This is a genomic window from Bhargavaea cecembensis (assembly GCF_000826125.2).
Lineage (GTDB): Bacteria > Bacillota > Bacilli > Bacillales_A > Planococcaceae > Bhargavaea > Bhargavaea cecembensis_B.
Genome location: NZ_LN651373.1, coordinates 497,377 through 509,824 on the forward strand (window position 1 = coordinate 497,377; position 12,448 = coordinate 509,824).

The 12,448-nt window shown below is 55.8% G+C and carries 16 protein-coding genes; 13 read left to right on the forward strand and 3 right to left on the reverse strand.

What is annotated here, in order from left to right; genetic code table 11:
* The first annotated feature begins 250 nt into the window (after positions 1 to 250).
* The 4 genes from BN1189_RS08075 (at position 251) to BN1189_RS16070 (ending at position 3,632) form a co-directional block, all read left to right on the forward strand.
* On the forward strand, positions 251 to 1,456 hold the full coding sequence (locus BN1189_RS08075; protein WP_040227233.1) for an NRAMP family divalent metal transporter: 1,206 nt from the start codon (positions 251 to 253) through the stop codon (positions 1,454 to 1,456).
* Between the two features lie 186 nt (positions 1,457 to 1,642).
* Positions 1,643 to 2,065 (forward strand): hypothetical protein, encoded by a 423-nt coding sequence (locus BN1189_RS08080; protein WP_040227236.1) that lies wholly within the window; start codon positions 1,643 to 1,645, stop codon positions 2,063 to 2,065.
* A gap of 44 nt (positions 2,066 to 2,109) precedes the next feature.
* Positions 2,110 to 2,880, forward strand: a complete 771-nt coding sequence (locus BN1189_RS08085) for a hypothetical protein (RefSeq protein ID WP_040227238.1) — start codon at positions 2,110 to 2,112, stop codon at positions 2,878 to 2,880.
* A 56-nt stretch (positions 2,881 to 2,936) separates the two neighbouring features.
* Positions 2,937 to 3,632: a hypothetical protein gene (locus BN1189_RS16070; protein WP_040227241.1), complete on the forward strand. Its 696-nt coding sequence runs from the start codon at positions 2,937 to 2,939 to the stop codon at positions 3,630 to 3,632.
* A 110-nt stretch (positions 3,633 to 3,742) separates the two neighbouring features.
* Here BN1189_RS16070 and BN1189_RS08095 read toward each other — a convergent pair whose 3' ends face one another.
* The gene (locus BN1189_RS08095; RefSeq protein WP_040227243.1) at positions 3,743 to 4,753 is read right to left on the reverse strand and encodes a DUF1646 family protein; all 1,011 of its coding nucleotides are present in this window, start codon (positions 4,751 to 4,753) and stop codon (positions 3,743 to 3,745) included.
* 149 nt (positions 4,754 to 4,902) lie between these two features.
* On the opposite strand from BN1189_RS08095, the gene BN1189_RS08100 reads away from it, so the two are divergent.
* The 3 genes from BN1189_RS08100 to BN1189_RS08110 are packed head-to-tail and all read left to right on the forward strand — an operon-like array spanning position 4,903 to position 7,650.
* A complete protein-coding gene (locus BN1189_RS08100; protein ID WP_040227245.1) occupies positions 4,903 to 5,454 on the forward strand; it encodes a chromate transporter in 552 nt (183 codons plus the stop codon).
* Positions 5,455 to 5,458: 4 nt separating this feature from the next.
* Positions 5,459 to 5,995: a chromate transporter gene (locus BN1189_RS08105; RefSeq protein WP_040227316.1), complete on the forward strand. Its 537-nt coding sequence runs from the start codon at positions 5,459 to 5,461 to the stop codon at positions 5,993 to 5,995.
* Between the two features lie 32 nt (positions 5,996 to 6,027).
* Positions 6,028 to 7,650, forward strand: a complete 1,623-nt coding sequence (locus BN1189_RS08110) for a gamma-glutamyltransferase family protein (protein WP_040227247.1) — start codon at positions 6,028 to 6,030, stop codon at positions 7,648 to 7,650.
* Positions 7,651 to 7,854: 204 nt separating this feature from the next.
* On the opposite strand, the gene BN1189_RS08115 is transcribed toward BN1189_RS08110, so the two are convergent.
* Positions 7,855 to 8,892 (reverse strand): PTS transporter subunit IIC, encoded by a 1,038-nt coding sequence (locus tag BN1189_RS08115; protein WP_040227249.1) that lies wholly within the window; start codon positions 8,890 to 8,892, stop codon positions 7,855 to 7,857.
* A gap of 188 nt (positions 8,893 to 9,080) precedes the next feature.
* On the opposite strand from BN1189_RS08115, the gene BN1189_RS08120 reads away from it, so the two are divergent.
* The 3 genes from BN1189_RS08120 to BN1189_RS08130 all read left to right on the forward strand — a co-directional run bounded on the left by BN1189_RS08120 (position 9,081) and on the right by BN1189_RS08130 (position 10,882).
* Complete coding sequence (locus BN1189_RS08120; RefSeq protein ID WP_040227252.1) at positions 9,081 to 9,440, forward strand: STAS/SEC14 domain-containing protein; 360 nt, start codon at positions 9,081 to 9,083, stop codon at positions 9,438 to 9,440.
* Positions 9,441 to 9,600: 160 nt separating this feature from the next.
* The gene (locus tag BN1189_RS08125; RefSeq protein ID WP_052455751.1) at positions 9,601 to 10,077 is read left to right on the forward strand and encodes a DUF6978 family protein; all 477 of its coding nucleotides are present in this window, start codon (positions 9,601 to 9,603) and stop codon (positions 10,075 to 10,077) included.
* A 16-nt stretch (positions 10,078 to 10,093) separates the two neighbouring features.
* The gene (locus BN1189_RS08130; protein WP_040227253.1) at positions 10,094 to 10,882 is read left to right on the forward strand and encodes a DUF1829 domain-containing protein; all 789 of its coding nucleotides are present in this window, start codon (positions 10,094 to 10,096) and stop codon (positions 10,880 to 10,882) included.
* A gap of 113 nt (positions 10,883 to 10,995) precedes the next feature.
* Here BN1189_RS08130 and BN1189_RS08135 read toward each other — a convergent pair whose 3' ends face one another.
* The gene (locus BN1189_RS08135) at positions 10,996 to 11,475 is read right to left on the reverse strand and encodes a GNAT family N-acetyltransferase (RefSeq protein WP_040227255.1); all 480 of its coding nucleotides are present in this window, start codon (positions 11,473 to 11,475) and stop codon (positions 10,996 to 10,998) included.
* A 170-nt stretch (positions 11,476 to 11,645) separates the two neighbouring features.
* On the opposite strand from BN1189_RS08135, the gene BN1189_RS08140 reads away from it, so the two are divergent.
* The 3 genes from BN1189_RS08140 (at position 11,646) to BN1189_RS08150 (ending at position 12,389) form a co-directional block, all read left to right on the forward strand.
* The gene (locus BN1189_RS08140; protein WP_040227318.1) at positions 11,646 to 11,912 is read left to right on the forward strand and encodes an AbrB/MazE/SpoVT family DNA-binding domain-containing protein; all 267 of its coding nucleotides are present in this window, start codon (positions 11,646 to 11,648) and stop codon (positions 11,910 to 11,912) included.
* Between the two features lie 61 nt (positions 11,913 to 11,973).
* Positions 11,974 to 12,219, forward strand: coding sequence for a hypothetical protein (locus BN1189_RS08145; RefSeq protein WP_143242279.1), 246 nt, complete (start codon positions 11,974 to 11,976; stop codon positions 12,217 to 12,219).
* Positions 12,210 to 12,389, forward strand: a complete 180-nt coding sequence (locus BN1189_RS08150) for a hypothetical protein (protein WP_040227261.1) — start codon at positions 12,210 to 12,212, stop codon at positions 12,387 to 12,389. Before BN1189_RS08145 ends, BN1189_RS08150 begins: the two co-directional genes overlap by 10 nt.
* Positions 12,390 to 12,448: the final 59 nt, after the last annotated feature.

A 12,448-nucleotide genomic window follows, 5' to 3' on the forward strand; every position in this document is an offset into this window, starting at 1 on the left:
CACCGCACTCGACTTCGCCCGCCGCATCTCAGAAGAACTGCCGGCGGAAGGAATTGAGGTCGAAGCGATCGGCGCGTTCAGGTAACGGAAGGTGGAAGAAAAGCGGCTCACTCGCGGGAGAAAGCGGCTCACTCGGAATGGAAAGCGGCTCACTCGCGGGAGAAAGCGGCTCACTCGAAGGTGAAAGCGGCTTACTCGCGGGAGAAAGCGGCTTACTCGGAATGAAAAGCGGCTCACTAGGGGGAAATCAATGAACAGCACACTGGATCAGAAAAAACAGAACCGCAGCGTCCTGCTCGGCGCGGCGTTTCTCATGGCGACATCTGCGATCGGGCCGGGGTTCCTGACGCAGACGACCGTCTTCACCGAGCAGCTCATGGCGAGCTTTGCGTTCGTCATCCTTATTTCCATCCTGGTCGATATCGCGGCCCAGCTGAACATCTGGCGCATCATCGCGGTGTCCGGGAAGCGGGCGCAGGATATTGCGAACGACGTGTTGCCGGGGCTCGGGTATTTCCTTGCCCTGCTCGTCGTCATGGGCGGGCTCGCCTTCAATATCGGGAACATCGGCGGGGCCGGCCTCGGGACGAATGTCCTGTTCGGCATCGACCCGAAAGTCGGAGCGGTCATCAGCTGTCTGCTGGCGGTCGGCATCTTCCTCGTGAAGGAAGCGGGACGGGTCATGGACCGGTTCACCCAGGTGCTCGGCTTCGTCATGATCGCGCTGACGCTCTACGTCATGTTCACGGCCGCGCCGCCGTACGGGGAAGCCGCACTCCGGACCGTCGCCCCGCTTGAGCTCGATGCCCTCGCCATCGTCACGCTCGTCGGCGGGACGGTCGGCGGGTACATCACGTTCGCCGGCGGCCACCGGCTGATCGACGCGGGCATCAAAGGGAAGGAGTCCCTCCCGGAAGTGTCGCGCGGCGCCATTTCCGCGATCGGGATCGCCTCGCTCATGCGGATTCTCCTGTTCCTCGCCGTACTCGGCGTCGTCTCGCAGGGACTGAAGCTCAACCCGGACAACCCGCCGGCATCCGTGTTCCAGCTCGCCGCAGGGAATGTCGGCTACCGGATCTTCGGCGTCGTCATGTGGTCGGCGGCGGTCACGTCGGTCGTCGGATGCGCCTACACATCGGTCTCATTCATCCGCTCATTCAGCACGTGGATCGACCGGCACCACCGGAAATTCATCATCGGCTTCATTCTCATCTCGACGCTCGTGTTCATCATCGTCGGGCAGCCCGTGAAGATCCTCGTGCTCGTCGGCTCGCTGAACGGGCTCATCCTGCCGCTCGCGCTCGGCGTCATGCTCGTCGCGGCATATAAATCAAAAATAGTCGGCGACTACAAGCATCCGATGTGGCTGACCGTCATCGGTGTCATCACCGTCATCGCGATGGCGATCATGGGCATCTACTCGCTCCTCAACGGCATCCCTCAATTATTTAAATGAATGAACCGAACCGGACTTCTCATGGGAAGTCCGGTTTTTGAATTTCGTTCTAGGTCTATTTACATAAGAAGAAACTATCAAGAAAAAAGTAAATGAAAGTTTTAATAGATATTTAGTCATACGCCGTGATAGAAGCGCATATACATATTAGGGCAGGGCAAATAGTGACCGGGAGGGGGACAGGCGATGAAAAAGAGACTGGCTGCAACGGCAATCGCCCTGGTCGTCGGCGCAGGCGCCGTGCATGCAACCGGCATGCAGGGGGGCTCCCTTTCCGGCTGGTACGAGGGTGCCTTCCAAAAGGAGCGTGAGAGAATCGCCGGATTTGCCGGGGAAGAAATGACCAGGCTGCTGGCCGGCATCGGGGCGTTCGCCCTGGAAGCCGGGGAATGGGCAGAAGAACAGATCGTCTCACTGACCGAGACGGAAGAAGAACGCGCCAAGCGGGAACTCGAAGCCCGTGAAGCCGAAATCCGGAGCCAGCTTGAAAGCACGGCAGCCCGGCTGGAAGAAGACCTGAAGGACGGCATCACCGACCACGAACAACTGGAAGCGGAAATCGAATCGGATGTCACCCGCCTCCTCGAAGAAATCCTCAACGAACACTGAGGGATCCAACCAACCATTACACGAAGAAAAGGGGAACTTTACAAATGATGAAAACAGTCAAAGGCAAACTCGTCGCAGGCGCAATCACAGTAGCACTCGTATCCAGTGCGGGGGGAGTGGTATTTGGGGCTTCGGATGCAGGTTCGAAACTGAAGAATTGGTATGACGTGCAGTTTGGTGATGCAAAAAAGACTATTGAAGCTGAAGCGGATGCTGTTTGGAAAGACAGCCTTGAAACAGAAAGCAAAGAAATTGGAGCCATGATCGGAGAGGCGAAAACGGAAATTGCCAATAAGGGTGATGAGCAAATTGATCAGAAAGGCAAGAGTATCCAAGCGGCAGCGGATAGCTATATCGATAACCTGAAGCAAGAGCGCGATACAATCATTAAGGGAATGACTGCCCAGTTCGACAAAATCGAGAAAGACGCCGAAGCAAAGTTTCAATCTGAGGGACAAGTATTTGCAGAAAAGAAAAAGGACGAGCTAACTAAAGGCACAGGAGAGGCAGGACGGGCAGCATCAGAAAAATTGGATAAAGAACTCCAAGCCGTTACAGATCAGGCACTCAAAGATCTTAGGGATACGATTAATGGAGTAAAAGGCGAACTTGTAAAAGAACTTAACTCTAATTCTATTCGTTCGAAGGAAGCGATGGTAAAAGCAGTTGACCGTGAAATCACTCGTATTCATGGTGTAATCGAAGGTGAAAAGAAAAAACTTGTTAAGCAATACGAAATCATGATCAGCAAAGCGGCACAAGTAAAAGAGGACAATGCGAAAACAGAGATGGAGAAAGTGATTAACGGAATCTAATTACACCCACACAGGACCTCTTCCGCGGGGTCCTGCTTTTATAATGGAGGGACGGCATGTATACGAAATTTCAGAAACGCCTTGTGCTCGTAATCGGGTTCTGCCTGTGCGTCATGCTGGGGAGCGGCGTGGGGACGGCGATGGCGGGGCAGGATGCGGGGACGATGCTGGAGAATTGGTTCAACGGGAAGCGGTCGGCGGCGGTGAGTGAGATCGACCTGGCGATCACGTCGGAGAAGGAGCGGCTGATGGGGGAGCTCCGGCTGAAGCTGAATGAGTCGATCGGCGCGGCGGATGCGGAGTTAACGAGTTTCACGGAAGCCGAAAAAAGCCGCCGGGTCCAGGCGCTCCGGGATTACGCGGCGTCTCTCATGGCGGGAATCGGGAACGGCAACGCCGACTGGGACAAGGCCTCGTATCTGGCTGATGTGGACAAAGCCGTAAACAAGGCGATCCAGGAGATCAACAAGGCCGCCGAGAAAGCGAAGAAGGACGCGGAGAAGAAGAAAGGGAAGCCGGCAGTCGAGACGCCGGCAGCCGTGACAGAGCCTGAAAAGCAGGAAGCGCCTGCGGAATCGAAGCCGTCAGAACAGCAGGAGGCCCCTGCGCCTGAGAAGACAGATCCTCCGGCAGCGGCCCCTGCACCTGAAGCTCCGCCCGAATCACCGGAAGCCGTGCCGCCAAGCCAGGGACAGCCGGCAACGCCTTCGGCAGAGGAATCCGCCGATGCCACGGCCGGAGCGCCTGAGTGATTTCGCTGCATAAGCAGGCTTTCAAAGCAAGTTGTACGAAATTCAAGGAAAAGAATGGACAGACGAGAACGCCTCCCGGCCGCCGGGAGGCGTTTTGATTGGCGAAGATTTCAACGGATCCCGATAAAGTAATACACAACAAGTGCGACCAGGCCGACCGGCACTCCGAACTTCGCCCACTCGACGCTCGTGATCCGCAGTTTTCCGGCGGCGATGATGTTCGGGATGTTTCCGGGGATGAGCATGCCGCCGCTGATGAGGAGTCCGAGCAGGATGGCCCGGATGGCGTCGTATTGCATGGCGGGACTGATTTCGGCGGCGGCGAGGGTGGCGTTGTCGAGTACGGCGGAAAGCATATTGATCCAGTACAAAGTCCCCGGCGCGACATCGGTCAGATGTTCCCGGATCAGCGGTTCGAACCCGGCGCCGAGCAGGGTGAGGGCCATGACGAACACATAGACATGGAACGCACGCGAAAACACGCTGAAGACAGGTTCCCGTTCGTCTCCTTCCTCCAGAACCGGCCGTTCTTCCGGCGGGTCGACCCAGACGGCGGCGAGCAGGCCGAACAGCAGGATGGCGGTCATCACGTCGAGCCCGACGAGATGGAACAAGTAGAAAAAGTCGGCATCCAGCTTCTTCACGGTAATCGTCGAAAGGGGTTCGCCGATCGGGGTGAGGGCGGCGCCGAGTCCGATTGAGTAGCACGCGAGGATGACGAGCCGGATCTGCGCCCGGCGTTCGAGCCGCAGGGCGGTGGTGACGGTGACAAGGACGAGCGCGGCGATGATAGCGGTGATCAGGCTCGACAGGAGGCCGAGCCCCATGACGAGGAGGGCGTACAGGAGCCGTTCGGGCATGAGTTTCTGCATGCGCCGGACGCCGTGGTCGATCTGCCGGGAAAACAGCCGGAATAGGAAACCGGCGATCAGGACGGCGGCGGTGATCGGGAGCGGGTCGGACAGCGCCTTGTCCAATAGCTCGCGTCCGAGCATGCCGCTGACGACGGCCGCGGCGATTCCCATGACGAGCAGGAACCACTCGAGCCGCTGCTCCACGGCTTTGATGGCAAATGGAAGAACGAGGACGAGTGATAAGATGATCAGCAAACCGGTTGTCATCAGGCCCGCTCCTTTTCGGTGGACTATTCGCCATCATACGCACGCGGACGGGCGGACATGCATAGACGAAAGTTCCCTCTATCTATTCCAGCAAGTCGAAATGTTCGTTATACTAATAGAATGACGAACGAAATGAAAGAGTTGATGTCGTGAACAAAGATTTATTCATCGCGTTTTTCCGGGCGGGGATGCTCGGTTACGGAGGCGGCCTGTCCGCCATCCCGCTTATGCAGAAGGAAGTGGTGGACCGGTACAAATGGATGGATGACGAGGAGTTTTCGGACGTGCTGGCGCTGGCGAATGCACTGCCGGGGCCGATCAATACGAAGCTGTCCGGCTACATCGGCTGGCGCGTGAACGGCTGGGCGGGCATGCTCATGACGCTGCTCGCGACGATTTTGCCGACTGCGGTGCTCATGATCATCCTGCTCACGCTGCTCAACGCGTTTAAGGACAAGCCGTTCGTACAGGGGATGGCGAAAGGCGTCATTCCGATCGCTGGTGTCATGATCGGGGTCATGGCGCTCGATTTCCTGAAGAAATCAGGCATCGGACTCGGCTGGAAGCTGTCGATCGGGCTCGCCGCCGCGAGTATCGTGCTGATCGAGTTCCTCGGCGTGCATCCGGCGATCGTCATCGGGGCGCTCATCCTGTCGGCGTTCCTGCCGTGGGACAAGCTGAAGCGGAAGGGGGCGGAGTGATTTGCTGACTTTATACTGGCAGCTGTTCATCTCCCACCTGACCGCGAACCTGCTCGGCTACGGCGGCGGACCGGCGACGATCCCGCTGCTCCAGCATGAGGTCGTGGACCGGTACGGCTGGATGACGAACCGGGAGTTCAGCGAAATCGTCGCGCTCGGCAACGGCCTGCCCGGCCCGATCGCGACGAAGATGTCGGCGTATATCGGCTACGACGTTGCGGGGATTCCGGGAGCGATCATCGCCACATTCGCTTCGGTCGCCCCGTCGCTCGTCATGATGCTCGCGCTGCTCGGCCTCCTCATGAAGTACAAGGAGTCCCCGCAGGTGAAGCGGCTGACGAAAGTCGTCCGGCCGACGATCGCCGTCCTGCTCGGGGTCATGACGTACGATTTCTTCTTTGATTCGTTCACCGGGACAGGCTGGATCCACTCGGTGATCCTTATCGTCGCGGGCTACATCCTGCTCGAGGTGCGGAAAGTCAGCCCGACATATGTCGTCATCGGGGCGCTCCTGTACGGGGCGATTTTCCTCGGCGGCTGAAAAGAAATTCTAAATAATAGGGGGAAATGAACATGGACTATCTATACCATCCATTCACGTCACGCCGTCACACAGTCTTCGCAAAGAACGGCATTGTCGCGACGAGCCAGCCGCTTGCGGCACAGGTCGGCATCGAAATCATGCGTCACGGGGGAAATGCGATCGACGCGGCGATCGCGACGGCGGCGGCCTTGACGGTCGTCGAGCCGACGGGCAATGGCATCGGCGGAGATTCGTTTGCGCTCATCTGGACAAAAGGGGAACTGCACGGCCTGAACGCATCGGGCCCATCAGCCAAATCCATCACCGCGGAAAAGGTGAAAGCTCTCGGTCACGACAAGATGCCGGTCTACGGCGCGGTCCCGGTCACCGTTCCGGGCACGCCCGCTTCATGGGCCGAAGTGTCCAGGAAGTTCGGCAAGCTGAGCCTCCGGGAAACACTCCAGCCGGCGATCCAGCTGGCGGAGGAAGGCTTCCCGCTCACTCCGATCCTTGGGAAATACTGGCGCATCGCCTACGACAAGTTCAAGACCATGTCGGACAACAGCCCGGAGGAAGAAAAGATGTTCGCCGCGTGGTTCGAGACGTTCGCACCGGACGGACGGCCGCCTGAAATCGGAGAAATCTGGTCGGCTCCGGGACATGCGGACACACTCCGCCAGATCGCCGAAACGGACGGCCGTGCCTTCTACGAAGGGCCGCTCGCGGAAAAGATCGCCGCGACCGTCAAAGAACACGGCGGCTTCCTGACGGCTCAGGACCTCGCTGATTATCAAGTGGAGTGGGTCGAACCGGTATCGACCAACTACCGCGGCTACGACGTATGGGAAATCCCGCCGAACGGACAGGGCATGGTCGCGCTCATGGCGATGAACATCCATACCGCCGATGGCTACAAGCCTGTCTATGGAGAGGTTGAAACCCTTCATAGACAGATTGAAGCGATGAAGCTCGCCTTCACGGACGGGAAGGCGTTCATCACCGAAGAGGCGGAAATGCCGGTGAAGGTGGAAGAACTGCTTTCTGAGGAATATGCAGAAGAGCGGGCACGGCAAATCGGGGAGAAGGCAATGCTTCCGGAACCGTACGATCCGGTGAAGGGCGGCACGGTCTACCTCGCAACCGCCGACAGCGAAGGCAATATGGTTTCATTCATCCAGTCGAACTATATGGGCTTCGGCTCGGGCGTCGTCGTCCCGGGCACCGGCATCGCGCTCCAGAACCGCGGCGCGGACTTCTCGCTCGATCCGGAACACGCAAACTATCTGCAGCCGGGCAAGAAGACCTTCCATACGATCATCCCGGGCTTCCTCACAAAAGACGGGGAAGCGGTCGGGCCGTTCGGCGTCATGGGCGGGTTCATGCAGCCGCAGGGCCATTTCCAGGTCGTCTCGAACACGGTCGACTTCGGACTCAATCCGCAGGCCGCGCTCGACCAGCCGCGCTGGCAGTGGACCGGCGGCAAGACGGTCCACGTCGAGCCGGACTTCCCGAACCATCTCGCGCAGGCGCTCCAGCGGAAAGGCCACGACATCCACATCATGACCGACTCCGGCTCCTTCGGCCGCGGCCAGATCATCTGGCGCGACCCGGAAACCGGCGTCCTCCAGTCCGGCACCGAATCCCGGACCGACGGGGCGATCGCGGTCTGGTGACAGCCTCGCGGGCCTAGTGCCGGGCATCTCCGGCCTCTTTGGAGAAAAGCGGCTCACTCAAACAGGAAAGCGGCTCACTCGCCATGAATTGCGGCTCACTCGGAAGGCAAAGCGGCTCACTCGAAGCAGATTGCGGCTCACTCACTCTCCGGCAACCCAAAAAGAAGCATCCGGCCCGTCCGACGGGCGCGGATGCTTCTTTTCTTAATCAAAATTCAGCTTGTAGTCTTCTGCTTTCAGCAGCTTGAGTTTCCTTGAGAACACATAGATCAGGCCGATGTTCAGGGCGATCGGCAGGATGAGGAATGTGCTGAGCATGATGCCGATGTTTTCGAGTGTCCATCCGCCGTCCGCGAGTTTGATGTAGTTGAGCGGACCGACGAAGCCGGAGAGGCCGAACCCGGCGCTGTACGGGGTGCCCTGGATGTTCAGGACGCCGGCGAGTCCGCCGAGCACAGCGGCGGAGATCATCATCGGGAAGGCGATTTTTGGCCTCATGATGAAGTTGCGCATCTGGATTTTCGGGGAGCCGAGGACGTGTGCGAGCGCGGTGCCGAGCGAGTTGGCTTTGTAGCTCGCGATGGCCAGTCCGACGCCCGCCGCGACGATCCCGAGGTTCGCCGCGCCGGCACCGACTCCCGACAGCATGATGACCGTCGCAACGCCGACTGTCGAAAACGGCGACAGGATGAGCACACAGAAGACGACCGCAATGGCGGCGCCCATGAAGACGGGCTGGAGCTGGGTGAGGAATGCCACGCCGTTGCCGACGAGCCCGGAGCCGCCGCGGACGAACGGAAGGAGCATGTAGCCGATTATGCCGGGCACGAGGATCGTCGCCGTCGGGATGACGAGGATGGCGTACTCCCGCATCTGGTCGCCGAGCAGTTTGACGAAGAGGACCGCCAGCGCGGAGGTGATGCCGATATTCAGCGTCGTCCCGATCCCGTTCAAGGCGAACAGGCCGTCCGTCGTTTTCATGACCGCACCGCTGCCGATCATGGCGGCGATGCCGACGCTCGCCGTCTGGATCGGCGACAGCTTGAACGACACGCCGACCATGACGCCGATGATGACCGGCAGCAGGCTCATCACATACACCGTGATATCGAGGATATTCTGTAGGAAAGGGAAAGTGGGAATCAATAATTTCAGGATCTCGCCGAGCAACGCATTGGGAATGAGGGCGACAACAATCCCGATGCTCATGCCGTTGAGCAATTTAGAGAAGAAATCTTTCATGGGCGCACGACTCCATTCCGGGATGATGTTTTCCATTATAGGCACACAAAAATGACAGGTCAATGGATATTTTCAAAATATTTAGTGAAAACGCTTTCTTCTGACGGGATGGGTGGCTGCATTGATTAGCCTGAAGTCTTGAAGGGAATAACAGGATTAATCGATTGTATGGAAAAGGAGCGGTGCGCATGCTGACATTCAAGCCAAGCAGAAATGAACAGACGGTCGCCTTCGAATTCGACGGCCGCCTGACGAAAGAGGACGTACAGAAAATGGAGGAAGTGCTCCAGCAGAAATATGAAGAAGGCGGGACGTTCAACCTGTTCGCAGAAATCGGGACGATCGACTTCGCTTCCATTCCGGACGCCGTGCGGGATCTCCAGCTCGAGATGGCCCACTGGATGGCCTTCGACAAAATCGCCCTCATGAGCGAACAGAACTGGCTCGACTTCGCCGCCAACTTCGGCATGGGCGACATCGTCAGCCAGCGCGCGAAATACTTCCGGCCGGGTGAGTATGAGGAAGCATGGGCGTGGCTGGAGGAGTGAAGGTCCGCCGGTATGAGCGGATTTTCATTTGATATTAAGGTATAATTGGATCAGACAGATTTAGAGATAACACTGATCGAAATAGAAATTGTATTGAAACAGCCAACCATCATCTGGCTGTTTCAAGCTATTTATAAACACAGCGGAAGGGGTATTTGGTTTGGCGGACAGCCAATTAGACGACCATGACGTCGATCAGTTGATTCGTTTGTTGAAATACCTCTTTAAAAAGTACGAAGTGGATCTATCGTCGGGACAGACAGGGAGTCTGCGATTATACACGGATGGTTCAAGTGAGTTCATCTTGGATTACTTCACCTCAAAGCATAGGAAGGACAAAATGTCCATTAACCTTAGAGAAAGAGAATCCAGTTTGGCATTAGTTCGTGTCAATATTGATCCCGTGGGATTTCACAACAACGCAGATGGAACTCGAATCAGGGGAAATCGTATGATGCTTTTTTCAACTAAAGAGTTTATAGAAAAAGCGGACGGTGCCACATATGTGCGGGCTATTGACCTGCCTGTGGAGTTCTCTGAACCCAGTAATATTGAAAAGGTCTTTTTGGATTTCTTGGTCTATATACATGTGAAGCAAGAGGGAAAGTTAATCATATCTTCAGAGCTTGGATTTTAAAGGAGGTGAACCACCAATGGTCAGCACGATCCAAGATTCATACTTCCAGTGGATCCGCGAGAACTCGGTGTTCAGCCCCGTTTTAAATGAGGCGATCGAGCTTTCCACGCCGTTTATCGACTCGCTCAACGAAAATGTGAAAATCTATTTGATTCCTGAAAGCGGCTTATGGAAAGTGACAGATGACGGTTTTACAATGTGGAGTCTGGACGCAATGGGTATGGGTTTCCGGAAAGGTTCACACCGGGAAGGAATGATGAGACGTACGATCGACCGGTATCAAGTTCAATTGGACCCGCTCACCAGAGAGCTCTTTATCAAAACGGCGCCAGATACCATTGGCCAATCCATTCATTATCTGATCCAAGCTGTTCTGTCGGTTTCAGATTTTCTGCAGATTAATCAAAAGAACATCAAGAATCTTTTCAATGAAGAAGTCCAACAGTATTTTGACAGTCAACGGAATCTCTACGATGCGTTTGCTGATTTCGAGTTGCAGGGGAAGTCGAAGCTGATGCACCGATTTGATTACTTGATGACCGTGAAGGATAGGAAAAAGAAATTGGTCCGGCTGATCAATCACCTTGACCAGACACAATTGGAGAGGACGCTCTTAAGCTGGCAGGATACAAGTCAGCAAAGGGCAGCCAAGTATCATGATCAATTGAGCATGGCTGTTGTCGTGAATGACCGGCAACGGCCGATCGATCCGAAATCTGAACGAGCGTTCATGGAATATGAAATTGAACCGATTCCATTTTCAAATAAGAAGCTGATGCAACAATCATTGTCGATCGGCGGCTAGATCCAGAACTCCATCGCTTTCCAAGGAGTTCTGGTTTTTATTTTTATTGATGGATGACAGTCAGCTGTATCGGTTTCGATTCAGCTTATGCCAGCCTCTTTTCATGCCGGTAATCAAAACTCCTTCAAATACCAACGGTCCATCGTCCCGTGCTCGGATCCTTCGAGCGGGCGCTCCAGCCGCCGGAAGCCGAGCCGTTCGTAGAGCCGATTGGCCGTTTGCAGTTTTTCCATCGTTTCCAGGTAGCAGGACGAGTAGTGCTGCCTCGCAAAATCGAGTGCAGTGTCCATCAGCTTTTTCGACAGGCCGAGTCCCTGGGCTTCCGGTTTGATATAGAGTTTCTGAAGTTCGCCGACGTCCGGATGCTGCGGGGAGAATGGGGCGATGCCGACGCCGCCGAGGACTTCGCCTTCATCGTCGGTGAGCGTCCAATATTTTGCGTTCGGCTGTTTTTCATAAAAGCGGGACAGGCTGCCGAGCTGCGGGTCGAAGTAGGCGGTCCCGGGTATGTCCAGTCCGAATGACTCCAGCGAGTTTTTGATGATCCGTTCCAGGGCCTGGTTGTCCCGTTCTTCGATTTCCCGTATGTTCATGGCACGATTCTCCGATCTGTATGTAGTGGGTTCTGATGCTTTCAATGTAGCGCGGCCGGCCGGTTAAAACAACTGTTCTTATTGCTTTTATACAATTCGACTGTGCTTCGCCGAGAGTGACGGTCTAAGCTTACTCACCCGATTTATGGTAATTATGAGGAGCAGCAAGAGTGAACCTGAACAGTCAGAATCTAAGACAAATCCGGATTTCAGAGAAGCGGCAGATCACAATTCCAAAGCGGTTTTATGATCAACTCGGCATGACCGACTCATTAATTTGTGAACTGCGTGATGGTGAATTGTTGCTTCGTCCGGTACCGGTGGAAGCGGGTTTTTCAGAGGAAATTTTGAAGGAGCTGCTGCAGGAGGGATATGAAGGGGAAGAACTTTTCCAAGAATTCCAGAAACGAAAAGCGAAGGACCGCTCTGCAGTATAAGCATTGACTGAGGAGGCTGACCAGATCACCCGGAACTTTAAAGGAACGGGAGACGAAAAGAGTGAAGAACTCTTCGGTGATGTCCGGGAATGAGCAGCCTGTTGCCGGTGCTCTACTTGAAACCAGCCGACAAGAACCTTTTCCGCTCTTTTTCGTTCATTTTATCAATGAGCTGAAGGGGAGTGGTTTTTTGGAATTCATTTTTCTGAGACCGGTTTATATTTTGCTGATCGTGGCCTTGATTATCTTGACGGGACTTGTTTTGGCAAGGTTCCGGATGGTGAACAGGCTGGCGGTATGGGTGTAGCGGCCCTGGCTTCGATGGTATCGGCGATCTGTCTGTGGCAGACCGGCATCATCGCGGATGAACTGAATCTGGCGGGGGATGGTGTGTCGTTTTATCTGGTTCTTATAGTGTGGGGGCTGGCTGCGATGGATGTCGGGTTATTCGAGAAGAACTCGTCGAAGAGCCTCTGACAATTTGGCCTTGCCGTCGATCGTTCTAAATCTCCGCGCGTTCGCCTACTCTATTAGGA